The organism is Symbiobacterium thermophilum IAM 14863 (assembly GCF_000009905.1).
Lineage (GTDB): Bacteria > Bacillota > Sulfobacillia > Symbiobacteriales > Symbiobacteriaceae > Symbiobacterium > Symbiobacterium thermophilum.
The window spans coordinates 2,161,498-2,184,905 of record NC_006177.1; the positions used below are offsets into that span (position 1 = coordinate 2,161,498).

At 68.7% G+C, this 23,408-nt stretch carries 28 protein-coding genes; 20 read left to right on the forward strand and 8 right to left on the reverse strand.

Annotated features, from left to right (window positions below):
- Positions 1-60 precede the first annotated feature (60 nt).
- Both STH_RS10140 and STH_RS10145 read left to right on the forward strand, forming a co-directional pair.
- A complete protein-coding gene (locus tag STH_RS10140) occupies positions 61-282 on the forward strand; it encodes a hypothetical protein (RefSeq protein WP_043713886.1) in 222 nt (73 codons plus the stop codon).
- Positions 283-294: 12 nt separating this feature from the next.
- Positions 295-594 carry a spore coat protein gene (locus STH_RS10145; protein WP_011196146.1) on the forward strand — a complete coding sequence of 100 codons (300 nt, stop codon included), beginning with the start codon at positions 295-297 and terminating at the stop codon, positions 592-594.
- 338 nt (positions 595-932) lie between these two features.
- Here the strand turns inward: STH_RS10145 and STH_RS10150 are convergent, their stop codons facing one another.
- On the reverse strand, positions 933-2,141 hold the full coding sequence (locus tag STH_RS10150) for a serine hydrolase domain-containing protein (protein ID WP_011196147.1): 1,209 nt from the start codon (positions 2,139-2,141) through the stop codon (positions 933-935).
- A 275-nt stretch (positions 2,142-2,416) separates the two neighbouring features.
- Between STH_RS10150 and STH_RS10155 the strand changes: the two genes are divergently transcribed.
- The 4 genes from STH_RS10155 (at position 2,417) to STH_RS10170 (ending at position 7,159) form a co-directional block, all read left to right on the forward strand.
- Positions 2,417-3,814, forward strand: a complete 1,398-nt coding sequence (locus tag STH_RS10155; RefSeq protein WP_011196148.1) for an ISLre2-like element ISSyth3 family transposase — start codon at positions 2,417-2,419, stop codon at positions 3,812-3,814.
- A gap of 234 nt (positions 3,815-4,048) precedes the next feature.
- Positions 4,049-5,635, forward strand: a complete 1,587-nt coding sequence (locus STH_RS10160) for a peptide chain release factor 3 (protein WP_197525158.1) — start codon at positions 4,049-4,051, stop codon at positions 5,633-5,635.
- Positions 5,632-6,159, forward strand: a complete 528-nt coding sequence (locus tag STH_RS17275) for a hypothetical protein (RefSeq protein WP_158506908.1) — start codon at positions 5,632-5,634, stop codon at positions 6,157-6,159. Before STH_RS10160 ends, STH_RS17275 begins: the two co-directional genes overlap by 4 nt.
- Positions 6,160-6,268: 109 nt before the next feature.
- A complete protein-coding gene (locus STH_RS10170; protein WP_050742223.1) occupies positions 6,269-7,159 on the forward strand; it encodes a S1C family serine protease in 891 nt (296 codons plus the stop codon).
- A gap of 6 nt (positions 7,160-7,165) precedes the next feature.
- Here STH_RS10170 and STH_RS10175 read toward each other — a convergent pair whose 3' ends face one another.
- On the reverse strand, positions 7,166-7,678 hold the full coding sequence (locus STH_RS10175; protein WP_011196152.1) for an NUDIX hydrolase: 513 nt from the start codon (positions 7,676-7,678) through the stop codon (positions 7,166-7,168).
- A gap of 127 nt (positions 7,679-7,805) precedes the next feature.
- Here STH_RS10175 and STH_RS10180 point away from each other — a divergent pair, with 127 nt between their 5' ends.
- Positions 7,806-8,756 carry a hypothetical protein gene (locus tag STH_RS10180; protein WP_011196153.1) on the forward strand — a complete coding sequence of 317 codons (951 nt, stop codon included), beginning with the start codon at positions 7,806-7,808 and terminating at the stop codon, positions 8,754-8,756.
- Positions 8,757-8,809: 53 nt separating this feature from the next.
- On the opposite strand, the gene STH_RS10185 is transcribed toward STH_RS10180, so the two are convergent.
- The 6 genes from STH_RS10185 to STH_RS17280 all read right to left on the reverse strand — a co-directional run bounded on the left by STH_RS10185 (position 8,810) and on the right by STH_RS17280 (position 12,782).
- Entirely contained in the window at positions 8,810-9,571 is a 762-nt protein-coding gene (locus STH_RS10185; protein ID WP_043713887.1) for a hypothetical protein, read from the reverse strand.
- A gap of 15 nt (positions 9,572-9,586) precedes the next feature.
- Positions 9,587-10,222, reverse strand: coding sequence for a ribonuclease HII (locus STH_RS10190; RefSeq protein ID WP_011196155.1), 636 nt, complete (start codon positions 10,220-10,222; stop codon positions 9,587-9,589).
- Positions 10,223-10,262: 40 nt separating this feature from the next.
- Positions 10,263-10,940 carry a SanA/YdcF family protein gene (locus tag STH_RS10195; RefSeq protein WP_011196156.1) on the reverse strand — a complete coding sequence of 226 codons (678 nt, stop codon included), beginning with the start codon at positions 10,938-10,940 and terminating at the stop codon, positions 10,263-10,265.
- Positions 10,941-11,087: 147 nt separating this feature from the next.
- Positions 11,088-11,432 carry a hypothetical protein gene (locus STH_RS10200; protein WP_011196157.1) on the reverse strand — a complete coding sequence of 115 codons (345 nt, stop codon included), beginning with the start codon at positions 11,430-11,432 and terminating at the stop codon, positions 11,088-11,090.
- Entirely contained in the window at positions 11,429-11,977 is a 549-nt protein-coding gene (locus STH_RS10205) for a hypothetical protein (RefSeq protein ID WP_011196158.1), read from the reverse strand. The genes STH_RS10200 and STH_RS10205 overlap by 4 nt, the downstream gene beginning before the upstream one ends.
- A gap of 76 nt (positions 11,978-12,053) precedes the next feature.
- Positions 12,054-12,782 carry a helix-turn-helix transcriptional regulator gene (locus STH_RS17280; protein ID WP_011196159.1) on the reverse strand — a complete coding sequence of 243 codons (729 nt, stop codon included), beginning with the start codon at positions 12,780-12,782 and terminating at the stop codon, positions 12,054-12,056.
- 356 nt (positions 12,783-13,138) lie between these two features.
- On the opposite strand from STH_RS17280, the gene sufC reads away from it, so the two are divergent.
- From sufC to STH_RS17285, 13 genes are all read left to right on the forward strand, one after another.
- On the forward strand, positions 13,139-13,924 hold the full coding sequence (gene sufC / locus STH_RS10215; protein WP_011196160.1) for a Fe-S cluster assembly ATPase SufC: 786 nt from the start codon (positions 13,139-13,141) through the stop codon (positions 13,922-13,924).
- Between the two features lie 3 nt (positions 13,925-13,927).
- Complete coding sequence (gene sufD, locus STH_RS10220) at positions 13,928-15,076, forward strand: Fe-S cluster assembly protein SufD (RefSeq protein WP_011196161.1); 1,149 nt, start codon at positions 13,928-13,930, stop codon at positions 15,074-15,076.
- On the forward strand, positions 15,077-16,303 hold the full coding sequence (locus tag STH_RS10225; RefSeq protein WP_276324185.1) for a cysteine desulfurase: 1,227 nt from the start codon (positions 15,077-15,079) through the stop codon (positions 16,301-16,303).
- The gene (gene sufU, locus STH_RS10230) at positions 16,300-16,767 is read left to right on the forward strand and encodes a Fe-S cluster assembly sulfur transfer protein SufU (RefSeq protein ID WP_043713889.1); all 468 of its coding nucleotides are present in this window, start codon (positions 16,300-16,302) and stop codon (positions 16,765-16,767) included. The genes STH_RS10225 and sufU overlap by 4 nt, the downstream gene beginning before the upstream one ends.
- Complete coding sequence (gene sufB / locus STH_RS10235) at positions 16,760-18,160, forward strand: Fe-S cluster assembly protein SufB (protein ID WP_011196164.1); 1,401 nt, start codon at positions 16,760-16,762, stop codon at positions 18,158-18,160. Before sufU ends, sufB begins: the two co-directional genes overlap by 8 nt.
- A 15-nt stretch (positions 18,161-18,175) precedes the next feature.
- Positions 18,176-18,481 (forward strand): bifunctional 3-phenylpropionate/cinnamic acid dioxygenase ferredoxin subunit, encoded by a 306-nt coding sequence (locus STH_RS10240; RefSeq protein ID WP_011196165.1) that lies wholly within the window; start codon positions 18,176-18,178, stop codon positions 18,479-18,481.
- 6 nt (positions 18,482-18,487) lie between these two features.
- Entirely contained in the window at positions 18,488-18,802 is a 315-nt protein-coding gene (locus STH_RS10245; RefSeq protein WP_011196166.1) for a metal-sulfur cluster assembly factor, read from the forward strand.
- A gap of 81 nt (positions 18,803-18,883) precedes the next feature.
- Positions 18,884-19,366 carry a hypothetical protein gene (locus STH_RS10250; protein WP_011196167.1) on the forward strand — a complete coding sequence of 161 codons (483 nt, stop codon included), beginning with the start codon at positions 18,884-18,886 and terminating at the stop codon, positions 19,364-19,366.
- A gap of 155 nt (positions 19,367-19,521) precedes the next feature.
- On the forward strand, positions 19,522-20,100 hold the full coding sequence (locus STH_RS10255; RefSeq protein WP_011196168.1) for a TnsA endonuclease N-terminal domain-containing protein: 579 nt from the start codon (positions 19,522-19,524) through the stop codon (positions 20,098-20,100).
- Between the two features lie 310 nt (positions 20,101-20,410).
- Positions 20,411-20,908: an RNA polymerase sigma factor gene (locus STH_RS10260; RefSeq protein ID WP_070105515.1), complete on the forward strand. Its 498-nt coding sequence runs from the start codon at positions 20,411-20,413 to the stop codon at positions 20,906-20,908.
- Positions 20,901-21,701 carry a hypothetical protein gene (locus tag STH_RS10265; RefSeq protein ID WP_011196170.1) on the forward strand — a complete coding sequence of 267 codons (801 nt, stop codon included), beginning with the start codon at positions 20,901-20,903 and terminating at the stop codon, positions 21,699-21,701. The genes STH_RS10260 and STH_RS10265 overlap by 8 nt, the downstream gene beginning before the upstream one ends.
- Positions 21,702-21,781: 80 nt before the next feature.
- On the forward strand, positions 21,782-22,540 hold the full coding sequence (locus STH_RS10270; RefSeq protein WP_043713890.1) for an alpha/beta hydrolase: 759 nt from the start codon (positions 21,782-21,784) through the stop codon (positions 22,538-22,540).
- A 246-nt stretch (positions 22,541-22,786) separates the two neighbouring features.
- Positions 22,787-23,395 carry an ANTAR domain-containing response regulator gene (locus STH_RS17285; protein WP_050742225.1) on the forward strand — a complete coding sequence of 203 codons (609 nt, stop codon included), beginning with the start codon at positions 22,787-22,789 and terminating at the stop codon, positions 23,393-23,395.
- The last annotated feature ends 13 nt before the right edge of the window (positions 23,396-23,408 follow it).

A 23,408-nucleotide genomic window follows, 5' to 3' on the forward strand; every position in this document is an offset into this window, starting at 1 on the left:
GGCCCGTATCGCCATACTAGGAGCAGCGCCCGGAAACCGAACGCGAAGGGAGTGGACAGGTTGAGCACCCTCACCCAGACCGAACCGCTCACCGCCCACGAGTTGCTGCTCCTGAACGAACTGATCCGGCTGGAGTCCGGCGACGTGCAGAAGACCAAGTCCATGCTGGCGATGGTCAGCGACGCCGACCTGCGGCAGCAGCTCACCGGCTGCCTGCAGACCGGCCAGGCCCACGTGCGGGCCCTGCACGACTTCTGCCGGGCCCGGGGAATCGGCGGATAGGGGGGATGCGCCGTGTCCAGCGTCATCAGCGCCATCGGTGAGGCCATGGGCATGAAGCCCGACGACCGGGTGATCGCCGAGGGGCTGCTCACCGCGGCCAAGCTGAAGGCCACAGCCTACTGCGCGGCCGTGCTGGAGACCACCAACCCCGACCTGCGGCGGCTGCTCACCACCCATCTCACCGACGCCCTGGCCGAGCACGAGCGGTGCACCCGGCTGGCCATCGAGCGCGGCTGGTACCGGGCCCACGCCAGCCCGGAGGACCTGGTCAGCCAGTCGCTGCAGGACGCCCGGCACGTGCTGGACGGCTGATCGCTGCGAAGCCGCCCTCCTGGGGCGGCTTCTGGTTTGCAGCGGGTACCAGGGGCAGCATCCGCCGCGGGGCGACGGTGGAGGCCACCTCCCCGGCCCGCGCCGCGCCCATCTTGCGCGATCATGGCCTCGGTCACCGTGACGGCCTCCCGGCGCCGCGCGATGGCCTCGGACGGTCTGGCGCGCCGGATCCGGCCGGGCATGGCCACCTTCTCCCCTCCGGATGGGCCGACGCACCGAGTCCAGCGTAGACGGCGGGATGTGGCAGCCGTCCACGTCCGTGAACCCGGGGCAGGGCCACCAGCTCGCCTGCGGTGCCGGTGCGGCGTCCCCGTGGCTCACCTGGTCGAGGCAGGCTCCAGAAGCACGGCCTGGACCTCCGCAAGGACATCTGTGACGTCCGACATGGACAGGTTGGAGAGCACGGCGACGGCGTGGTCATGGGCCGGGGCGTACAGCGCCACGTTGCTGTACCCCGGGAGGGTACCGGTGTGGCCCACCATCTCCTCGCCGCCGATGACCAGACGCCGTACCCCCAGGCCATACCCTGTCTGCGCCGGCATGTCCTCGTCAGGGGCGTCCACGAAGGTCAGCATGGACTGGAGCGTGGAATCCGCCAGCAGCCGGCCGCCCAAGAGGCCGGAGGTGAACCGGGCCACGTCGGCGGCGCTGGCCGTCACGGCGCCGGCGGCAAAGGCCGAGGTCTCAAACGGCGCCCTGAACCGCTCCATGTCTAGCTTGATCCCCATCCGGCCGGTGCCCAGCACCGTCACGTCGTACCCGCGCACGGTCCCGACAGACTCGGGCTCGCCCGCAGCCAGGTAGGTGTTGGTCAGCCCGAGGGGGCGGAGCACCTCGTCGTGCAGCAGGTCGGCAAACGGCCGTCCCCCCGCCACCTCGGCGATGCGGCCCAGGAGCACGTAGTTGCTGTTGGAGTAGTAGTGCTCGGTTCCCGGCGCCGAGCGGGGCGCCTGCTGCCGGATGACATCCAGCACCTCGTCCACGCTCCAGCGCCGGCGCAGGAGGACCGTCTTCAGGTTGAAGGCCGTGTCCTCGGTGTAGTTGGCAAGCCCGCTGGTGTGGTTGAGCAGCTGCCGCACCGTAATCCGGTCCCCGTTGGGCACGTCCGGGACGAACCGGCTCACCGGATCCTCCAGGGACAGCCGGCCCTCCTCGGCGAGCCGCAGGACGAGGGCGGCGGTGTACAGCTTGCTCACGCTGCCGATGTGGAACCGGTCCTCCGCCGTCACCGGCCGCCCGGCCGGCGGGTCGGCCCAGCCCACGGCGCCGGTCCAGACCAGCTCGCCGCCCTTCACCACCGCCACCTGCAGCGCCGGCACGCCCAGCCGCTCCCGGGCGTCCGAGACCACCTGCATCAGCCGGTCGGAGGCGGCCGGGTCCAGCGTCGTCGCCACCGCGTGCGAACCCGCCGGCACCGCCGCCGTCACCACCGCCCGGGTGTGCCAGCGCAGGTACCCGATCGATCCCGCGCCCAGCGCCACGGCCCCCGCGAGGGCGACCAGCGCCAGGCGTTGCCACCGGCGCATCGAATCCGCTCCTTCCCATTGTCGTGAAACCTGGCCACCGCCCCTTCGGTGGCCAACTTCGCATGATTCGCCCTTCCCGCGCCGTTTCCTGCGCCGCCCTGCCCCCCGCACCGGGCACCGCCCTCTGCGGCCCGATCCGTCGTCCCGGCGCCCCGTGTGAGTAAAGTTTTCGTGGGTACAACACATTTTTTCTCCTGAAATAGCAGGACGAGAGATGTGCCCTTCCAAAGTGTTGAGATTGGCCAATACCAACACGAGGAGGGTCATCTCTCGTCATGGAGCAAATTCGTGCTGCGGTGGATTTCTCCTTTCAGGAGATTGAACGTTTGGCTTGGCAACAGACACTCGACTGCTTCCGCGAGGCTTTGGTCGAGGCGCTCTCTGCGATTGACACGGCGCTGTACGAGAGCCGAGACCCGAGTCGGTATGTGTACAAGGAAATGCGGTCCCGAAGCGTCGTCACCAAGTTCGGGCCGATCACGTTCCAGCGCCGCTACTACTGGGACCGCGAGGAAGAGCGTTTCGTGTTCCTGCTGGATGAGGTGTTGGGAATAGCGAAACGGCAGCGGGTGAGTGACTCGGTAAGGGCAGATGCGGTTGAAGCGTCTGTGACAGCTGGATCGTACCGGGGTGCTGCGGCAGAGCTGGAGCGGCGGGATTGCCAGGTGTTTGTCAGCCATGAAGCGATTCGGCAGTGGAACCTGCAGACCGGAAGGGCGCTTGCAGCGGCGGAAAAACAGCAGCAGATGACGTTGGCCGGTACCCGACGTGTGCGGGTCTTGTTCATCGAGGCAGACGGGTTCTGGCCAGCTCGTCAGCGTGGCAAGAAGGCAGAAGTCCGGCTGTTTGTGATTCATGAGGGTTGGATCCAGCGAGGCCCAGGTAGTAAGGAGTACAGCCTGGTGAACCGGCGCGATTTCGTGCCCGAACCGGGCAGGGATAGCTGGGAGCAGTTGAGCGAGCTTCTGGAGAGCGAGTACGACCTAAGCGAGACCTGGGTGATCATCAACGGGGACCGGGCGTTGTGGATCCGGGAGGGCGTGACGTGGTTTCCCAAGGCGCTGTACCAGATCGATCGGTTCCACCTGAAGCGGGAGTTAAACCATGTGCTGCGCCACCGGCCCCAGCGCTTAGAGCAGGCACACGCTGCACTTGAAGCAAACGATGCTGGACGGTTGCTGGCGGTGCTGGATGAAGCGCATAAAGCCGAGACCGACACGGATCGTCGTGGGAAGATGCGCCGGCTGCTGGCCGACCTCAGGATGATGCCGGAGTCAATTCGAGATTACCGTATTCGGCTGCAAGAGCGGGGCGTCAACGTTGAGGGGTTACGCGGCGTGGGCGCCGCGGAAGGGGCGGTGGAGCGGTATTCGGCACGGCTGCGGAAGGTGGGGCGGAGCTGGTCGGAAAGTGGCCTGATGGCAATGCTGCAGGTGATGGCAGCATATTATCGCGGCGCTTTACGGGGGGCCGTACAGTACGTTGAGCGTGCGTTGGGGCTTGAATCTGTGAACGCGGCTGCGGAGAAAGTGCGCCATCGGGTTCGTGAGACCGTAGGCCGGGGAGTCGATGCTGCCCGGCATGCACGCATGCCGATCCTGAACGCCGGTCGCAACAACAGCGGAGGATACTCCAAGACGTTCAGGGGGTTTGCGGGTCTGGTGACCAGGTAAAAAACGAGAACGGTAGTCAGCGTCCGTTCAAGAACCAGATTTATACAGAACACTTTTGGAAGTGAGACGTACCCACTTTGGCTTGACAGGCCCCGGCGCCCCGCAGACCTTGACGCTCTTCTCCCGTCACCGTAGAATAAGTAAGTTGCATTGTAGACCACCGCCGTGCCGCACTCCTGCGCACGGCAGTTTGCTGTTCGAAAGGGCGGATCACCACGCATGCTGGCCACCACCATGGACTCCCTGGCAGACCAGATCCGCCGCCGGCGGACCTTCGCCATCATCTCCCATCCCGACGCGGGCAAGACGACCCTCACCGAAAAGCTCCTGCTCTACGGCGGGGCGATCCGGCTGGCGGGCGCGGTGAAGGGGCGCAAGGCCGCCCGGGCGGCGACGTCGGACTGGATGGAGATCGAGAAGCAGCGCGGGATCTCGGTGACCACCTCGGTCATGCAGTTCGAGTACGGCGGGTGCATGGTCAACATCCTCGACACGCCGGGCCACCAGGACTTCTCCGAGGACACCTACCGCACCCTGGAGGCCGCGGACTCCGCGGTCATGCTCATCGACGCCGCCAAGGGCGTCGAGCCGCAGACCATCAAGCTCTTCCAGGTCTGCCGGATGCGGGGCATCCCCATCTTCACCTTCGTCAACAAGCTGGACCGGGAGGGCAAGGACCCCTTCGCCCTCATGCAGGAGATCGAAGACGTGCTGGGGATGCGCACCTGCCCCATGAACTGGCCGGTGGGCATGGGCTCCACCTTCAAGGGGGTCTACGATCGGCAGAAGGGACATGTGGAGCTCTTCGACAACCGGGACCACGGCCAGACCAAGGCGCGGGTGGAGACCACGGGCGTCGACGACCCGGCGCTGTCGGCCGTCCTCGGCGAGGACCTGCACCGCAGGCTCGTGGAGGAGATCGAGTTGCTGGACGTCGCCGGCGACCCCTGGGACTTCGACCGGTTCCGGCGGGGCGACCTCTCCCCCCTCTTCTGGGGCTCCGCGCTCACCAATTTCGGAGTGCAGTCCTTCCTGGAGTACTTCCTGAAGCTGGCCCCCGCCCCGGCGCCGCGCCTCGCGGGCGACCGGCTGGTGGACCCGGAGGAGCCCCGGTTCTCGGCGTTCGTGTTCAAGATCCAGGCCAACATGAACCCGGCCCACCGGGACCGGATCGCCTTCATGCGGATCGTCTCGGGCCGGTTCGAGCGGGGGATGGACGTCCAGCACGTCCGGCTGGGCAAGAAGGTGCGGCTCTCCCAGCCCCAGCAGTTCATGGCCCAGGACCGGCAGATCGTCGAGGAGGCCTACGCCGGCGACATCATCGGCGTCTTCGACCCCGGCATCTTCCGCATCGGCGACACGCTCTGCACCGGCGAGCCGGTCGCCTTTGAGGGCATCCCCTCCTTCTCGCCCGAGCACTTTGCCCGGGTCCGCTTCAAGGACGCGATGAAGTCCAAGCACTTCCGCAAGGGGCTGGAGGAGCTGACGGAGGAGGGCGCCATCCAGGTCTTCTACGCCACCCAGCCCGGCCACCCCGACCCCATCCTCGGCGCGGTGGGCGAGCTGCAGTTCGAGGTCTTCCAGCACCGGATGCGGCACGAGTACGGCGTCGAGGTGATCCTGGACCGGCTGCCCTACGAGGTCGCCCGCTGGGTGGAGGGCGAGGGATACCAGCCCCGCCGCTTCTGGGGAACCGACCACATGGCCGTCACCGACCGGGACGGGCGGAACGTGCTGCTCTTCCGCAACGAGTGGACGATGCGCTACGTCGTCGAGCAGAACCCAGGCCTGATCTTCAGGGCCACCGCCCAGGCGAGATGAGCATGCTCACGGACGAGACGACGGTGTTCGCCACCGGCCAGGTCCGCTCGGTGCAGACCCTGGCGGTGCCCGGCGTCCGGTTCGTCCCCGACCGGCACCAGGTGCAGGAGGCCGGTTTCGCCTACTTCGCCTTCCTGGACCGGCTGGCCCGCCCGCTCCTCCGGGTGCGCTTCGGGGAGCGCGGCACCGCCGCGGTCCGGCTGTGCGGGATCACCCTCCTCTCCTTCCGGCCGCCCGAGGTCCGGGAGGCGCCGGGCATGGCCTCCATCCGCTTCCCCATCGCCGCAGGGGTGCTGGTGCAGCGGCCCATGCGGGGCCGGGGCGAGCTGCGCTTCGAGATGCACGCCGACCGGCTGGTCATGGCCGTAGAGGGCTACTACGCCGCCCTGGCGGGTGCGGGCGGAAGCGACGTCCGACACTGGATCTATGAACGCACGCAGGCTGCGATCCACCGCCGGGTCGCGGCCCGGTACCTGGACCTGTGGCTGGGCCGTCTGATCGCGGCCCGGTCCATCAAATCCTGAAGGCGCTGCCCCTATCCCGGGGGGCAGCGCCTTTGCGCGCAGAAGTGCCGTACCTCTCTATGGTCAATGAATGTCAAAAGGTTAAACAAGGTCAAGAGAGGTGTTCCAGATGGTTGGGGAGCGGGAGCCGTTTGCCAGGGTCGCCTCGCAGGTCGGGCCCGGCGTCGTCCAGGTGCGGGCGGGCCGGAGCCAGGGGTCCGGTGTCCTGCTGGACCCGCACAGCGTGATCACCAACGCCCACGTGGTGGGCGATTCGCCCTCGCCGGCGATCACCTTCGCCGACGGGGTCACCCGTCCGGGCCGGGTCGTCGCGGCGGACCGTCTCTACGACCTGGCGCTGGTGGAGACGGTATCGCCGGTCAACGCCCGGATCGAGCCGGCCCCCGAGGAGTCGGTCGTACCCGGCAGGCAGGTGGTGGCCATCGGCAACCCCTTCGGCTTCGGCTGGACCGTGACCACCGGCGTCGTCAGCGCAGTGGACCGCATCGTGGGCGGGCTCGACGGGCTGATCCAGACCGACGCGGCCATCAACCCGGGCAACAGCGGGGGCGCTCTGGTCGACCTGGACGGGCGGCTGGTGGGCATCCCCACGCTGGTGCTGGCGCCGGGCCAGAACATCGGCTTCGCCATCCCGGCGTGGCAGGTGCTGCACGTGGTGGAGCAGTTCCGCAGGACGGGCCGCGCCGAGCACCCCTACGTGGGCCTCGCCGGCGCGACCGAGGTCATCGATCCGGTGGTCGCCCGCGCCCTGGACCTGCCCGGGCGCGGCGTGCTGGTGGCGGGCGTGGAGCCCGGCGGCCCCGCCCACCTGGCCGGGCTCGGTGAGTGGGACATGGTCATCGCGGTGGACGGCGCCCCCACCCCGTCGGTGCAGGCCCTGCGCCGGCAGATCCGGAGGACGCCGGTGGGCGCGACCGTCCCCTTCACCGTGCTGCGGGGCGGTCGGCTCCTCCAGGTGCCGGTCCGGGTGGGCGAGCTGCCCGCGGCCGCGCGCCGCTGAGCCGACCTACGCCTGCCGGCCCCACTGGGCCAAGAAGTCCCGCAGGGCGTCGCGCGTGCTGGGGAAGGCCAGCTCGTCCCAGGGGATCTCATCGGGCGAAAAGAGCCGCACCTCCAGCGTCTCGCTGTTGGGGGCCGGCTCGCCGCCCAGCACCTCGCAGTGGTAGACGATCACCACGACCACCGAGTCGGGGTAGGAATAGATGCCGACCGGGCGCGTGGCCCGCACCCGCAGGCCCACCTCCTCGAAGGTCTCCCGCTCCGCGGCCTGCGGGACGGTCTCGCCCCGTTCCATGTAGCCGCCCGGGAAAACCCAGCGGCCCCGGGCGGGCTCGATCCCCCGCCGCGCGAGCAGGATCCGGCCGTCCAGCACCGGCACGGTACAGGCCGAGATCTTGGGATCCAGGTACGTAATGCGGCCGCAGGCGCGGCAGACCAGCCGCTCCTTGCCCTCTTCCGCCACGAATCGCAGCTCCAGCCGTCCGCCGCAGGCAGCACAGAACCTCAGCGTCTCCTCCACCTCCCGACGAAGCGGGCCCCCCTGGCGCCCGCCTCCGCCGTAAGAATTCCACGCCCTGGCGCCGACTCCTGGCGAACCATTTGCCGCTGTGGCATCATCTTTATGGCGACAGGAGGGAAGGGGCCACATGGACGAACTGAACAGGCGGCTGGCGGCAGCAGCCGAGCGCCAGGCCCGGAAGGAGAAGCTGGAGCGGCAGGCCGCCCGGGTGGAAGAGGAGTACCGCAGCGCGGCAGCCAGGGTCCGGGAACTGAAGCGGCAACTGGAGAAGGAGCAGCGGGACGTGGAGCAGCTGGAATCGGGTTCCCTCGGCTCCCTGCTGGCGACGCTCTTCACCGACCGGACCGAGCGGCTGGATCGGGAGCGGCGGGAGGCCGCGGAGGCGCTGGTCCGCTACGAGGAGGCGCGCCGGTGGGCCGAGCAGCTCCGGGCAGACCTGGAAGCCATTCGCGCGGAGGTGGCGGAACTGAGCGGCGCAGAGGAGGAGTATCGCTCCCTGCTGGCCGAGAAGGAGCGCCGGATTCGGCAGGCGCAGGGTCCCGCCGCCGACCGGCTGCTGGCGCTGGAGGCGGAGGAGGCGCAGGCCAGAGGCCGCGCCCGGGAGATCGCCGAGGCGCGGGCGGCCGGCACCGCGGCCCGGTCCGGCCTCGGGCGGGTGCTCGAGCAGCTTCAGTCCGCCGAGGGCTGGGGCGCCTGGGACATGTTCGGCGGCGGCTGGTTCTCCACCATGGTGAAGCACTCCCGCATCGACGCGGCCGAGGCCGAGCTGCAGATGGTCCGTCACGACCTGGACGTGTTCCGGCGGGAGCTGGCGGACGTGGGCGCGGTGGTGAACCTGCCGTCGGTGGACCTGGACGGCTTCACCCGCTTCGCGGACTACTTCTTCGACAACTTCTTCGTGGACTGGATGGTGCAGAGCAAGATCGGCGAGGCCCGGCGCAGGGTCGAGGAAGCCCGGCGGCAGGTGGACCGCTTGCTGGAGTGGCTGGACGGCGAGGAGCGCCGCGTCCATGAGGCGCTGGAGGAAATCCGGCGCCGGCGGGAGCAGTTGCTCACCGGGCACACGGAGGACTGGTGAATCCACAAGAAAACCCAAACGGCGCATTCCGCCCGGAATGCGCCGTTCATCGTTCACCGCCTGACCCGCCCCTCCGCGCTCCACTCCCGACAGACCGGCGAGAGCCCCAGCCGGGCGGCCAGGTGCAGCAGCGGAAGCTCCGACGCGGGCAGCCTGCACAGCACCCTGTGACCTGCCTGGAGCGCGGCCTGCACGGCGGCGGAGAGCGCGGCGGCACCGCAGCCCTGCCGCCCTTCCGGCGATGCCGGGAACAGGCACCGCACCGGCGCGTATCCGTTCTCGGGCGGGCCCAGGGCAGCGCAGGCGAGCAGCCGGCCTTCCCGCACCACGCCGAACAGCCGGTCCCCCTCCTCCGGCCCGACCGCGCCGTCGTGGCCTGCCTGTGCGACCTGATCGGCCCCGATCTCCACGGCCAGGTCCGTGCCGGGATCGGGCCGGAACCGCTGCGCGTCGGCCACGCAGAGCACGTGCTGAACCGTCCGTGCGCCCTCGAGCACGCCCAGGGCCAGCTCGTGCAGCCACGGCCGGTACGTGGTGAGCCGGACCTCCGCCCCCGGCGGGACCCACGCCAGCAGCCGCAGGGCGGCCCCGGCGGTCTCGGCGTCCAGCTGGATGTGGGTGGGGAGCGGATCCCGCTTCCGCCAGTCGGGCCGGTGGACCAGCATGACCGCGGTCACCCGCTCCGGGTCGTCCACGATCGCGGCCAGACCCGGTCGCAGTCCCGACTGGAGCGACCGGAGCAGAGCAAAACCCGCCTCCGGATGGCGTCCGGCGTACTCCAGAGCCGGCGCCAGGTCGCGCAGCTCGTACGGCATGGCCACCCCTCCGAATCAGAAGAACCGGATCTGCCGCGGGCCGATGAAGGTCCGCCGGTGCAGCGGGCACGGCCCGTACCGCTCCAGGGCGTCCCAGTGCTCCCGGGAGCCGTAGCCCTTGTTGCGGGCAAAGCCGTACTCCGGGTAGTGCGCGTCGTACTCGATCATCATGCGGTCACGGGTCACCTTGGCCAGGATCGACGCGGCGGCGATGGAAAGCGACTTGTGATCCCCGCCCACCACCGTCCGCTGCCAGCCGGGCCACAGGGGCAGGGGCCGGTTGCCGTCCACCAGGAGTGCGGCCTCCGCCGTGCGCCCCGGCCGCGCCGCCGCCATGGCCCGGGCCCCTTCCACCGCCTGGGCCATCGCCTCGAAGGTCGCCTGGAGGATGTTGATCTCATCGATGCGGGCCGCGTCCACGATACCGATCCCCCAGCCCACCGCAACCGCCTGGATCGCGGCGAAGGCCGCCTCCCGCCGTTTCTCGGTCATCCGCTTGGAGTCGTCCACCCCGGGCAGCGCCGCGTCCGGGGGCAGGATGCAGGCCGCGGCGACCACGGGCCCGGCCAGCGGGCCGCGCCCGGCCTCATCCACGCCGATCACCTGGCAGCCATGTCGCCAGAGCACCCGTTCCAGACGCAGGTCCGCCATTTCGCCCTGCCTCCTCCGTGCGCGTCCTTACGCCGCCCCGTCACGGCTCGTCGTGGGTGGCCCGGCCGTCCCCGGTGATGGGAATCACGGGGCCGAGGAAAGCCGGTCGGCGGCGGACGGCCACCTCTGCGAAAGCCTTCACCCGGGCGGCGAACTCCCGGGCGGCGTAGTACTGCTCCACGCCGTAGCGCCGCTGATCCGCCGCCACCCCCTGCGCGTCCAGCCCGAGGCGCGCCGCGATCCACAGCGCCCGCGGGAGGTGAAAGCCCTGGGTCACGACGATGACGTCGTCCACCTGGAAGATCGCCGCGGCGCGGTACATGGAGTCATAGGTGTCGAACCCGGCGTGATCCAGGAACAGATCCTCGGGGGGAACCCCGCGCTCCTGCAGGTACCGTCGCATGGCGTTGACTTCGTCGTAGTCGGGCCGGCTGTGATCGCCGGAGAGCAGCAGCTTCCGCGCCTTGCCGGCCTCGTAGAGGGCCAGCGCCGTCTCCAGCCGGTCCCGCAGCATCGGGGTGGGACGGCCGTCGGCGTAGACGCCCGCCCCCAGCACCAGGGCCACCTGGGCCGGCCGGGCGGCGTCGGCCGTGATGATGCGGCTGCGCCCGGGGAAGTAGACCAGGGCGTTGATGGCCAGCACCGCGGCCGTCCCGACCGCCAGCAGCCTGACCAGCCATCTGGCCAGCCCCCTCGCGAATCCGCCGGATCCTCGCACCGGCCGTCCCTCCTCCCGACTGGGTCCGCGCAGGTCACCGTAGATTGGACGTTCGGCGCCGCCCGCGTGTTCACCTGTGAGAGGATCGTGGCGGACGACGCGGCAACAGGCCCGCAGCCCCCGTTCAGGGGGCTGCGGGCCTGTCCATCACGGCTGCACGTCAAAGTAGATCGTCTCGGAGACGCCGATGTGCTCGTGCCGCGGGTTGGCCAGTTCGACGTGGATCTTGTACCGGCCGGGTTCGATGCCGGGCACGCGGTACGTGTAGCCGTAGATCATCGCCTCCGGGCCGTCGTTCAGGTAGATGTGGACGTGGCCGTCCTTGCCCGGCTGCCAGTTCTCCGTGCTGATGCGCACCACCAGCGCACCGTCCTCCTGCGACGCGGTCACCGCCAGCTTCGGCTCCGCGCTCTGCTTCCCGCCGCAGCCCGCCAGCGCCACCGCCGCGGCCAGCGCGGCCGCCGGCAGGGCGGCAAGACCCCACCGCCTCACTCCTTCACCCCACCTCCTGCCGCCTCCGGTTCCGGACCGCCGGGCCGGCGGCGCCACGCGATCACCGAACCCACCGCCAGCACCACCGCCGCCGCGGCGAACAGCACCCGGGTCCAGGTCAGGAGCGGCTCGATCTGTTCCATAATAACATACCGTTCCGCCACCGGCACGCCGGGCTCCACCGGCAGCGTGATCCGGTGCAGGTCGCCCGCCAGCGGCAGGTCGATGACGACCTCATACGGCCCGGCCCGGTTCGGCACCGCCCGCCCCCGGTAGGTGCCGGGCTCCAGCTCCTCCATCACCACCGGCGGGCCCGCTCGCCCCCCCTGGGGCCTGGCGTACAGCTCCACCCGCTGCCCTTCCACGAGTCCGCCGTACACGTCGACCAGCCGGGCGGTCACGGTGCCCTGCTCGTCCACCGACACGTAACCGAAGAGGTCCACGGCGTGGGCCAGGGCGGGCCGCGCCGGCGCCAGCAGGATCAGCGTGACCAGCAGCGCCGCGAGCGCGCCCGGCAGCCGCCGCCCGTCCAACCGTCTCCTCACCCGCTCCTCCCCCCTGTGCGCGCCGTCGCCCGCAGGTCGGCTCCCACGCCGGCCTGCGGGCGCTCGGCCGTGAGCGCTACTCCAGGCGGATCAGCCCGTCTACCTCATAGACGCACTCCAGATCCCCCCGGGGTACGGTGCCGGCCTGGGTCACGGCGGGCGGGACCTCGGCGCAGGTCTGGGCCACGCCCTCCACCATGGCCTTGCAGAGGTGGCACACCTGCTCGGGATGGGCGGAGGCCACCTCGTGGAAGCCGCACGACTTCAGCACGAGGCTGGGCCGGTCGCCGGGCCCCTTGATCACCCGGGCCGAGACGCCGAGCCGGCTGAGCGCCATCGCGCACGCCTCCAGCAGCGCCTGCGGCCCCGTGGCGCCGTTGGCCGCGTTCAGCGACGGCGCCAGCTTGGAGAGGGCCTCCTGTCCCAGCCGCCGCCCGAAGGAGTGGCCGATCTGCTCCACGGCCTCCTTTCCGCCCTCACCGAGCAGGGCCAGCGACTGCACCAGCAGGTCGGCCAGCAGCTGGAAGTCGCGGGGCGGCACCGTCGTCAGCGACACCGCGCTGCCGGATGGCTCGTATACGTAACTGGGCCGCCCACCCCTGCCGGTCTTCTCGGTCCGCTGCCGGAGCAACCCCACCTCCGTCAGCCGGTTCAGGTGCATGCGCGCGACGTTGGGATGAAGGTCGAACCGCCGGGCCACCTCAGCCGCAGACACCGGGTCGGGCGCCACCAGCACATACTGATAGATGCTGTACCGGGTTGGATCGGCAAGAACCGCACTGATCTTCTGCGGATCCCGTTCCAAGTTCTCCCCTCCCCCATCCGGGCTGCCCGGGGCGTCCGTCACGCCCGGGCGATGAGGCACGTCTATACTTACGACACAGTTTGGTTGAAAATCTCGGAAAGGGCCTGATAACACTATTGACACAGTGTAAATCGGGTCCATACAATGAGGCGTGAACCGAAACCGGCCACAATCTGGCTCGCGCCCATTTTACACTGTATCCACAGTGTAAAACAAGTGTATCGGTTGCGGCCAGTATTCGGTTCCAGGGAATGCTGGAACCGGAAGCGCCGGGGGGCCGGTTGCACGCCGCTCGGCCGTCGTATCCAAACACTATGAGTCAAGTTCGTCGAACGTGTGAAAGGAGTAGTGCGATCGTGACCACTGGCGTCCCGCTTACCGTGCGGAACCTGCATGTGAGCATCGATGACAAGGAGATTCTGAAGGGCGTCGACCTCGAGGTGAAGCCGGGCGAGATCCACGCGATCATGGGCCCGAACGGCGCCGGCAAGACGACCCTCGGCTTCGCGCTGATGGGCCATCCCCGCTACGAGGTCACCGAGGGCACGGTGATGCTCGGCGATCAGAACGTGCTCGAGATGGAGGTCAGCGACCGGGCCAAGGCCGGCCTCTTCCTCGCTTTCCAGTACCCGTTCGAGGTCTCGGGCGTGACGGTGGCCAACTTCCTGCACCAGGCGGTCAACGCCGTGCGGGGCGAGGAGATCTCGGTCTGGGACTTCCAGGAGAAGCTGGCCGAGAAGATGGAACTCCTGGAGATGGACGAGTCCTTCGCCGGCCGCTACCTGAACGAGGGCTTCTCGGGCGGCGAGAAGAAGCGGAACGAGATGCTGCAGATGCTCCTGCTGGAGCCCAAGATCGCCATCCTCGACGAGACCGACTCCGGCCTCGACATCGACGCGCTGAAGGTGGTGGCCAAGGCGGTCAACTCCCTGCGCGGCCCGAACTTCGGCGCCATCGTCATCACCCACTACCACCGGATCCTCGATCACATCAAGCCGGACGTGGTGCACGTGCTGATGGACGGCCGGATCGTGAAGACCGGCGGCCCCGAGCTGGCGCTGGAGATCGAGAAGAAGGGCTACGACTGGATCAAGGCTGAGCTCGGCCTCGCGGACGAGGCAGCCGAGGCGGGGGTGAAGTAGCCGATGCCCACGGTCACCGAACCCCGCTTCCTGGAGGAGCGGCGCAAGGCCGCCCAGACCCTGACCGAGACGCTCTCGCTCCCGGCGAAGACGGACGAGGCCTGGCGGCGCACCTCCCTGGAGGGACTGGACGTCCTCCAGTACCGGCCGACCGCCGCCCGGGTGACCCTGAAGGGCAGCGTGCCCGAAGGCGTGGTCTTCGCCAACCTGCTGGACGCCGCGGCCGAGCACGCCGAGCTGGTTCAGCGCTATCTGGGCCGGCTTTTCCCGATGGACCAGAACCTGCTGACCGCCGCCCAGGCGGCCCACCTGAACGGCGGGGTGCTGCTGTATGTGCCCCGGGGCGTCGTGGTGGAGGAGCCGCTGGAGGTGGTGTTCGAGGCGCAGGACGGCGAGGCCCAGTACCTGCACACGCTGGTCATCGCCGAGGACAACGCCGAGGTCACGCTGCTGGAGCGGTACGAGGGCACCGGCGACTACCTCAGCGTCCACGTGGTGGAGGTCTTCCCGCTGCAGGGGGCCCGGGTGCGGTACGGCTACCTGCAGAACCACTCCCAGGACGCCTGGGCGTTCACCTTCCGCCGCGGCCTGACGGGGCGGGACGCCACCCTGGACTGGGCGGGCGGCGAGTTCGGCGGCGCCCTGGTGCGTTCCGAGATCGTCAATGACGTCTCCGGCGAAGGCTCCCAGTCCAACCTGAAGGTGGTCTTCGGCGCCACCGGCCGGCAGCACCAGGACATCGTCGCCTCCCAGGTGCACAACGGCTCCTACAGCCGCTCCGACATCCTGGGCCGCGGGGTGCTCTCCGGCCACGCCCACACCGTCTTCCGTGGCAACGGCCAGATCAACCCGGCCGCCAAGCACGCCCAGACCTTCCAGCGGCAACAGGCGCTGGTGCTGTCGGAGACGGCCCGGGCCGACTCGATCCCGGCCCTCATCATCAACGAGCACGAGGTCGAGGGCGCCGGCCACGCGGCCACGGTGGGCCAGCTGGATGAGGAGCAGCTGTTCTACCTGATGGCCCGCGGCCTCACCCGGCAGGAGGCCGTCCGGATGCTGGTCCTGGCCTTCCTGTCGCCCGTGCTGGAGCAGATTCCGGTTCAGGAACTGCGTGACGAGATGATTCGCCTCATGGGAGAGAAGGTGAGCTAGTTGGCCCTGGATGTGGCCCGTATCCGGCAGGACTTTCCGATCCTTCACCAGGAGATGAACGGTCATCCCCTGGTTTACCTGGACAACGCAGCCACCACGCAGAAGCCGCGTCAGGTGATCCAGGCGCTTGTCGAATACTATGAGGGCTACAACGCCAACGTCCACCGCGGCATCCACACCCTGGCCGAGCGGGCCACGGAGGCCTACGAAGAGGCCCGGGCGAAGATCGCCCGCTTCATCGGCTCCCCCTCGCCCAACCAGGTGGTCTTTACCCGAAACGGCACCGAGGCCCTGAACATGATCGCCTACGGCTGGCTGCGCCACCGGCTGCGCCCGGGCGACGTGATCGTCACCTCGGGCATGGAGCACCACTCCAACCTCCTGCCGTGGCAGCAGGCCGCGCAGGCGACGGGCGCGCAGATCAAGTACATTGAGCTGCTGCCCGACGGCACCCTGAACCAGGAGCACTACGACCGGCTGCTGAGCGAGGGGAACGTGCGCTTCGTGGCCTTCTCCGGCGCCTCCAACGTGCTGGGCACCCTCAACCCGGTGAAGGAGATGGTGGCCAAGGCGCACGCGGTGGGGGCCAGGGTCGCGGTGGACGCCGTGCAGGTGGTTCCGCACATGCCGGTCAACGTGGTAGACTGGGATGCGGACTGGATCGCCGTGGCCGGGCATAAGATGCTCGCGCCCACCGGCACCGGCTTCCTCTGGGGCAAGATGGAGCTCCTGGAGGAGATGGAGCCCACCTACTTCGGCGGCTCGATGATCTCCGAGGCCCACCTCACCGGCGCCAAGTGGGCCCAGCCCCCGGCCAAGTTCGAGGCCGGCACCCCGAACATCGCAGACTTCATCGCCTTCGGGGCCGCCGTCGACTACCTGGCCGACCTGGGCATGGAGAACGTGTACGCCCACGAGAAGGCGCTCACGGAGTACGCCTGGGAACGGCTCTCCGCGATCGACGGCATGCGGCTCTTCGGTCCCCGGCAGCCCCGGGCGGGGCTGATCAGCTTCGAAGTGGCAGGCATCCACCCCCACGACCTGTCGGCCGTGCTCAACGCCGAAGGCGTCGCCATCCGGGTGGGGCACCACTGCGCCCAGCCGCTGATGGAGATCCTGGACGTGCCGGCCACCAACCGGGCGAGCTTTTATATCTACAATACGCAGGCGGAGGTCGACCGCCTGGTCGAGTCGATCCTCCACGCAAAGGAGTTTTTCGGAGCATGAACAACGAAGCTCGGCATCCGGTGAACCTGAGCGCTCTGTACCAGCAGGTCATCCTCGATCATTACAAGAAGCCCCGCAACAAGGGCGCGGTGGAGCGTGCGGTGCTGAAGAAGCACCTGCACAACCCCACCTGCGGCGACGATATCGAGGTTCAGGTCAGCCTGGGAGAGGACGGCCGGATCGACGACGTCAAGTGGAACGGGCGCGGCTGCTCCATCTCGATGGCCAGCGCCTCCATGATGTCGGTCGCCCTCAAGGGGAAGACGCTGGCGGAGGCCCAGGAGCTGATGCAGAGCTTCTACAGGATGATTCAGGGCGAGCAGGGCAACTACAAGGCCCTCGGCGAGATTCAGGCGCTCTCGGGCGTCAGCAAGTTCCCCGTGCGCATCAAGTGCGCCACCCTCGCCTGGCACTGCCTGGAAGAGGGCATCAGGGAGTACGAAGGAGGGGACGCGAATGGTTAGCCAGCCGCGCGACATCGTCGGTGAGTATAAATACGGGTTCCGCGACCCGGAGAATTACGTCTTCAAGTCCGACAAGGGGCTGACCCGCGAGATCGTCGAGTCGATCTCCCGGTTCAAGAACGAGCCCGAGTGGATGCGGGAGATCCGGCTGAAGGCCTTCGAGGTCTTCCACGCCAAGCCGCTCCCCACCTGGGGCGTGGATCTCTCGGCCATCGACTTCCAGAACATCCACTACTTCGTCCGCGCCACCGAGCGGCAGGGCCGCTCCTGGGACGAGGTGCCGGAGGACATCAAGCGGACCTTCGACCGGCTGGGCATCCCCGAGGCCGAGCGGAAGTTCCTGGCCGGCGTGTCGGCGCAGTACGAGTCCGAGGTCGTCTACCACAACATCCGCAAGGACCTGGAGGCGCAGGGCGTCCTGTTCTGCGACATGGACACCGCGGTGCGGGAGTACCCGCACATCGTGAAGGAGTACTTCGGCACCGTCGTGCCGATGACCGACAACAAGTTCGCGGCGCTGAACACCGCGGTCTGGTCGGGCGGCTCCTTCATCTACGTGCCGCCCGGGGTCACGGTGGAGATTCCGCTGCAGGCCTACTTCCGCATCAACACGGAGAACATGGGCCAGTTCGAGCGGACCCTGATCATCGTCGACGAAGGGGCCAACGTCCACTACGTCGAGGGCTGCACCGCCCCCATCTACTCCACCGACTCGCTGCACGCGGCCGTCGTGGAGATCATCGTGAAGAAGGGCGGCCGCTGCCGCTACACCACGATCCAGAACTGGTCCACCAACGTCTACAACCTGGTGACCAAGCGGGCCGTGGCGTACGACGACGCGGTCATGGAGTGGGTCGACGGCAACATCGGCTCCAAGGTGACGATGAAGTACCCGGCCATCTACCTGATGGGCCCCGGGGCCCGGGGCGATGTCATCTCCATCGCCGTCGCCTCGAAGGGCATGATCCAGGACGCCGGCGCGAAGATCTATCACTTCGCCCCCGACACCTCCTCCCGCATCACCTCCAAGTCCATCTCCCGGGAGGGCGGCAACGCCACCTACCGCGGCCACATCCTGGTGGAGCCGCAGGCCGAGCGGGCCAAGGTCAAGGTGGAGTGCGACGCGCTGATCTTCGACGACGGCTCCGAGTCCCACACCATCCCGTATATGGACATCAAGAACTCCAACGTCACCATCGAGCACGAGGCCACCGTCTCGAAGGTCTCCGAGGAGCAGCTCTTCTACCTGATGAGCCGCGGCCTCTCCGAGGAGCAGGCCCTGGCGATGATCGTGATGGGCTTCATCGAGCCCTTCGCCAAGGAGCTGCCCATGGAGTACGCGGTCGAGCTGAACCGGCTCATCGAGATGGAGATGGAGGGCTCGGTCGGCTAAGGAGGTCGCATCGTCATGGCGCTGGTCAAGGTCGCAGAGCTCGGCGAAATTCCCCCCGGCGGGCGCAAGCGGGTGCTGGTGAAGCGCCATCCCATCGCCCTCTTCCACCTGGAGGACGGGTTCTACGCCATCGACGACACCTGCACCCACGCGGAGGCCTCGCTCTGCGAGGGCCAGCTGATGGGCGACCAGGTGGCCTGCCCGCTGCACGGGGCCCGGTTCGACATCCGCACCGGGAAGGCGCTCACCCTCCCGGCGGTCACCCCGGTGACAACCTATCCGGTGGTCGTGCAGGGGAACGATATTCTGGTGGAGGTGTGAGCACCGTTGGCGGAGATCACCAAGGAGCAGGTCCTGAAGGTGCTCGAGCGGGTAAACGACCCCGAGCTGCGGGTCAACATCGTAGACCTGGGGCTCGTTTACGACGTGGAGATCACCGAGGACAACAACGTCGGCATCGACATGACGCTGACGTATCCGGGCTGCCCGATCGGGCCCCTGATCCAGATGCAGGTGGAGGCCGCGCTGAAGTCCATCCCGGGCGTGAACCAGGTCGACGTGCGGTTCGTCTGGGATCCGCCCTGGACCCCGGACCGGATGAGCGAACGGCTGAAGAAGGCCCGGCAAATGGGGTTGATCTGAGCGAACGCGGAAGCCGTCGAAGCAGAGAAGCAGTACTTCTCGTCGCCTCGACGGCTTCTTCTGTCTGGGAGGTGCTGGTGCATGATCTCGGTGCGCGGGCTGCGCCCGGCGATCTGGTCGGGGCTTCTGATCCTCATGCTGGCCCTCCTCTACCCCAGATCCACCCGTGTACAGACCGCAGGCGCATGGGAGACGACCGGCACGTTCGAGGTGCCGGCCGTCGCCGCAGACGGAACGGCGTTCTCCTACACCATGCGGGGCCATGAGGGGCAGTTCGGCTTCATCGACTCTCCCTTCGTGGCCGGCAAGACCGACAAGTACATGTGGCACTTCTGGGGGAACCAGGAAGACTTCCTGTACAAGACCCTGGAGGTCACGGGGGTGAACCGGCGGGGCCAGAGGGTTCCCGTGCTGACCACCACGCTGGGCGGGGAACACAACGGCGCCGTCGCGCACACGCCTTCCATGATGTCCCTGCCCACCCCCGGGCTCTGGCGGCTGGAGGTGCGGGTGGACGGAAACCACCTGGGCGACATCGTGGTCGAGGTCCTGCCCTCCGCGTGATCCCGGTCGCGCCCTGGCGGACAACTCGCCCTTGTGCCTCGGGCGCCGCTGTGCGTAAATGGACTTGTGGACAGACGGCGCGGGCGCGGTGTGTCATCCGGCCCTGTCGGGTGCAACACCGCGCTTGACATGTGCAGACATGGGGTTGAACGCCTGTGCACCCAACCAGCGGTATCCAACAGGTTCCGGGCGGATGGACGGGCCACGGGAAGGTCTACCCGTACGAGTTTCGCTCGCAGAAGATTCCGGGGGGTGCGGGCACCTGCCGATCCCCGCTGGAGGAGCGGCTGTTCCGGGCGCTGGCCCGAAACCCTGCCGTCCTCTCGTTCGCGGTCCGGCCGATGCGCATCGCCTTCCATGTCGGTCCGAAGGCCCACCACTTCACGCCGGACGTTCTGGTGCAATACGCCGACGGGCGGAAGGTTCTGGTTGTGGTGAAGCCGGGCCAGACGGTTCCGGATCCGGCGGAGCAGGCGATGTTCAAGGCCGCGGCCGACTATGCCGCTGCGCACGGCATGGCCTTCGAGGTGTGGACCGGACCGCGGTGGGTGTCGGCGACGGACCCACGCGGCGGGAATGGAGACTTCGACATCGCCACCGCGGCCAGGCTGCAGACCGAAGCCGCCGCTGCGGATCAGCCCCACCGCCGGGAGCCGGCGAAAGGGACCCTGACGTTCTGGACCGTGATCGTTGTTGTCGTCGTGCTGGTGATGCTGATGCGTCTTGCCCACTAGGACCCGGGCAGATCCGACGTTCCCGGGCATCTGGCCCGGTCCGCCGCGCCCGGCCGTTGCTGCGGGCCGGCACCCGTTCCCGCACCCTGTAGGGCAGCCTGATGGGCAGGCTGCCTTCTTGCATTTCAGACCGCAGCGGCCCCGGCCGGTGGGCCGGCTTGCGACACGTCCCGTCAGCAGGTCCGCCCTTCCCCCTGCACCGAACCTTCTGAACGGGTAGCGTGTATGTCTGTTGAACAGCCACAACAGGGGGGATTGGGTGACCGACCGGGAACGGATTCTGTCCGCGCAACGCGGGGACCGGGAGGCAATGGCATCGCTGTACAACACCTATCGGCTGCAGGCGTACCAGACGGCGCTCGTCGTCCTCCAGGACCCCCACCTGGCGGATGACGTGGTTCAGGAGGCGTTTATCCGGGCCTTCCGCGAGATCGGCCGCTGCGACCCCGACCGGCCGTTTGCGCCCTGGATCGCCCGCATCGTCATCAACCTGTCCCGCAACGCCCTTCGCAGCCGGCGCTTCCTGCCGCTGCCGGCGCGGGACCGGCACGGAACCCTTGAACCCAGATACGCCGCATCGGAGGCCAGGGTGGACCTGTGGCCGGTCCTGCAACGGCTCACCCGAGCCCACCGCGAAGTGCTGCTGCTCCGGTACTTCCACGGGTTCACCGAACCGGAGATCGCGGAGATCCTCGGGCTCCCCGTGGGCACGGTGAAGTCGCGGCTGCACGCCGCGCGGCAGGCGGTGCGGCGGCATCTGAATGCAACCGACGAGATGAGCGGAAAGGAGATGACGCCCGATGGCTGATCTGGAGCAGATGATCCGAGAGGGATTCGCCCGGGGGCTCGCCGGGTACGGGCCCTCGGACCGGTGGGCGCAGATCGCCGCGGCGCTGGACGCCGCTCCCGTCCCGGCGCGACGCAGGATCCGCCGGGCGCGGATCGGGACCGCCGCCGCTGCGCTGGCCGCGGCGGCCCTGCTGAGCCTTCTGTACCCGCCGGTGCGGGCGGCCGCCGTGGACCTGGTCATCAAAGGCGCCAACGTGCTCTGGCAGGGGCGTCTCGGCGACTGGCTCGCGGTCATCTTCGTCGAGGAGCCCCCCACCCCCACCGAACCTGCGGGGTCGGATCTCGACGCGGCGGATTACCGCTGGGTGGAGACCGCGGCGGAGGCCGAAGCGCTGGCCGGGTTCGCCCCTCCGACCATCCGGGACGCCACGGGCGACGCGGGTCGGTTCTCCGTCTCGATCGTGAAGGTCACCCCTGACCTCGAATGGCGGACCCTGCGGTTCAACTATTGCGAGAACGCCCGGCGGTATACGCTCAGCGCCGAGGGCTACTTCGCCCCGGACGAGGCCGGGCGGATGGTCCGGCAGACGCAGCCGCTGGTGGGCACCACCATCCGGCGCGGCGAGGACATGGGGGACGACGTGCAGACAGTCAGCCTGGGCGATGCCGAGGCGCTCTGCTTCACCCGCGACTTCGGCCGCGGCCCGATGCGAGGATACTGCATGTGGCAGGTGGACGGGATCCAGATCAGGCTGAACGGGCCTGACCTGGACAGTGTGATCCGGCTCGCCCGGCGGGTCACGCTGAAGTGAGCCGGAAAAGCAGGAACTGCCGGAACCCTCCGAGAAGCGGAGATGCACAGCAACGTCCCCGCGAAAGGAGTGGTTCCGGTATGTCGACGACGCCCCTTCAGGTCCTCCCCGGCGCAGAGCCGCTGTACAGCGTCGGCAGCCGCATCGGGGTCCTCGTCTCCCACGGGTTCACGGGTTCACCGCAGTCGATGCGCTTCCTGGCCGAAGGCTTCGCCCGGGCAGGCTACACGGTGGCCATGCCCCGCCTGACGGGACACGGTACCACGCCGGCCGAGATGGCGGCATCCACCGCGTCCGACTGGACCGCGGACATCGTGGCGGCAATGCGCTGGCTGGAGGAGCGGTGCGACGTCCTCTTCATGACCGGCCTCTCCATGGGCGGTGCCCTGACGGTCTGGGCCGCGGGCCAGTTCCCGGAGCGATTCGCCGGCATCATGCCCATCAACGCCGCGCTCCGGATGGAGTCGCCCGACCTGGCTGCGCTGGCCTTCAACCCGGACGCGCCGGCGGAGCTGCCGGGCATCGGCAGCGACATCAAGGCCGAGGGCGTGAAGGAGCTGGCCTATCCGGTGACCCCGGTGCCGGCCATCAAGCACCTGATCACCATCGGCGCCGTCGCCGAGATGCTCCTGCCCCGGGTCAAGTGCCCCGCCCTGATCATCCAGTCCCGGGAGGACCACGTGGTGCCGCCCCACAACGGCGAGCTGATCTACAACGGCATCGGCAGCACCGAGAAGGAGCTGCTCTGGCTGGAGAACTCCTACCACGTCGCGACCCTGGACAACGACAAAGAGCTCATCCTGGAGCGTTCGCTGGCGTTCATCCGGAAGCACAGCTGACGATGTGCCCATGCGTGCGACGGGCGCGGAGGACTGACCTCCGCGCCCGGGCTCTCTTCAGCTTTGCCCATGCCCGGCCGGGACGGCCGAGCAGCCGCTTCCGGGCGGCCCCCGGCTGTCGCACTTGTCGCCTGACGCCCGCAATTGATCTAATATCGGTAAAATTCATTTTATCCTGGAGGAAAACGAGCACGCGGAGGCGAAACAATGCCCCCCACGGCCCGGTCGAGGGGGGGAAATGCACGTATGCGTCCGGTGCGGCTGGTGGTGGCGGTCCATCATCCCGAGGAGCGTACCCGTCTGAGCGCCGCGCTCACCGGCCCGGACCGGGTCGTGGTCGGCACGACCGGCAACGGGCCGGCCGCCATCTCCCTGGTCCGGCAGCTCCGTCCCGACGTCGCCCTGGTGGACTGCCGGCTCGAAGGGCTGGACGGTCTGGCGGCGGCCCGGCAGCTGCTGCTCGACCGCTGCGCGGCGGTGGTGGTGATGATCCAGCTCCATCATCTCTCCCGGGCGTACGACCTGATCGAACTGGGCGCGGCCGGCTGTTTGATCAAGCCCTGCTCTCCCGAGCAGGTGGGACTGGCGGTGCTGGCGGCAGCGCGCCGGCGGGAGGAGTGGCTCACCCTGGCGCGGCGCGCCGAGACCGCCGAGCGGCGGCTCGCCGAGCGCAGGCATGTGGAGCGGGCGAAGGCGCTGCTGCTGGAGCAGGAAAACCTCAGCGAGGAGGAAGCCTACCGCCGCCTGCGGCAACTCAGCATGCGGACCCGCCGGACCATGGGCGATGTCGCACACACGCTGCTCCTGAACGCGTCGCTGCGCCCCTCCCGGGGCGCGGAAAACCCCCTGGCCTGAGCTGGCCAGGGGG

Excerpts from the sequence above, each read along its gene's own strand:
- STH_RS10150 (WP_011196147.1), bottom strand. The coding sequence starts at position 2,141 with ATGCGCCGGTGGCAACGCCTGGCGCTGGTCGCCCTCGCGGGGGCCGTG.
- STH_RS10155 (WP_011196148.1), top strand. The coding sequence starts at position 2,417 with ATGGAGCAAATTCGTGCTGCGGTGGATTTCTCCTTTCAGGAGATTGAA.
- STH_RS10160 (WP_197525158.1), top strand. The coding sequence starts at position 4,049 with ATGGACTCCCTGGCAGACCAGATCCGCCGCCGGCGGACCTTCGCCATC.
- STH_RS17275 (WP_158506908.1), top strand. The coding sequence starts at position 5,632 with ATGAGCATGCTCACGGACGAGACGACGGTGTTCGCCACCGGCCAGGTC.
- STH_RS10170 (WP_050742223.1), top strand. The coding sequence starts at position 6,269 with ATGGTTGGGGAGCGGGAGCCGTTTGCCAGGGTCGCCTCGCAGGTCGGG.
- STH_RS10180 (WP_011196153.1), top strand. The coding sequence starts at position 7,806 with ATGGACGAACTGAACAGGCGGCTGGCGGCAGCAGCCGAGCGCCAGGCC.
- STH_RS10185 (WP_043713887.1), bottom strand. The coding sequence starts at position 9,571 with ATGCCGTACGAGCTGCGCGACCTGGCGCCGGCTCTGGAGTACGCCGGA.
- STH_RS10190 (WP_011196155.1), bottom strand. The coding sequence starts at position 10,222 with ATGGCGGACCTGCGTCTGGAACGGGTGCTCTGGCGACATGGCTGCCAG.
- sufD (WP_011196161.1), top strand. The coding sequence starts at position 13,928 with ATGCCCACGGTCACCGAACCCCGCTTCCTGGAGGAGCGGCGCAAGGCC.
- sufU (WP_043713889.1), top strand. The coding sequence starts at position 16,300 with ATGAACAACGAAGCTCGGCATCCGGTGAACCTGAGCGCTCTGTACCAG.
- sufB (WP_011196164.1), top strand. The coding sequence starts at position 16,760 with ATGGTTAGCCAGCCGCGCGACATCGTCGGTGAGTATAAATACGGGTTC.
- STH_RS10240 (WP_011196165.1), top strand. The coding sequence starts at position 18,176 with ATGGCGCTGGTCAAGGTCGCAGAGCTCGGCGAAATTCCCCCCGGCGGG.
- STH_RS10250 (WP_011196167.1), top strand. The coding sequence starts at position 18,884 with ATGATCTCGGTGCGCGGGCTGCGCCCGGCGATCTGGTCGGGGCTTCTG.
- STH_RS10260 (WP_070105515.1), top strand. The coding sequence starts at position 20,411 with ATGGCATCGCTGTACAACACCTATCGGCTGCAGGCGTACCAGACGGCG.
- STH_RS10265 (WP_011196170.1), top strand. The coding sequence starts at position 20,901 with ATGGCTGATCTGGAGCAGATGATCCGAGAGGGATTCGCCCGGGGGCTC.
- STH_RS10270 (WP_043713890.1), top strand. The coding sequence starts at position 21,782 with ATGTCGACGACGCCCCTTCAGGTCCTCCCCGGCGCAGAGCCGCTGTAC.
- STH_RS17285 (WP_050742225.1), top strand. The coding sequence starts at position 22,787 with ATGCGTCCGGTGCGGCTGGTGGTGGCGGTCCATCATCCCGAGGAGCGT.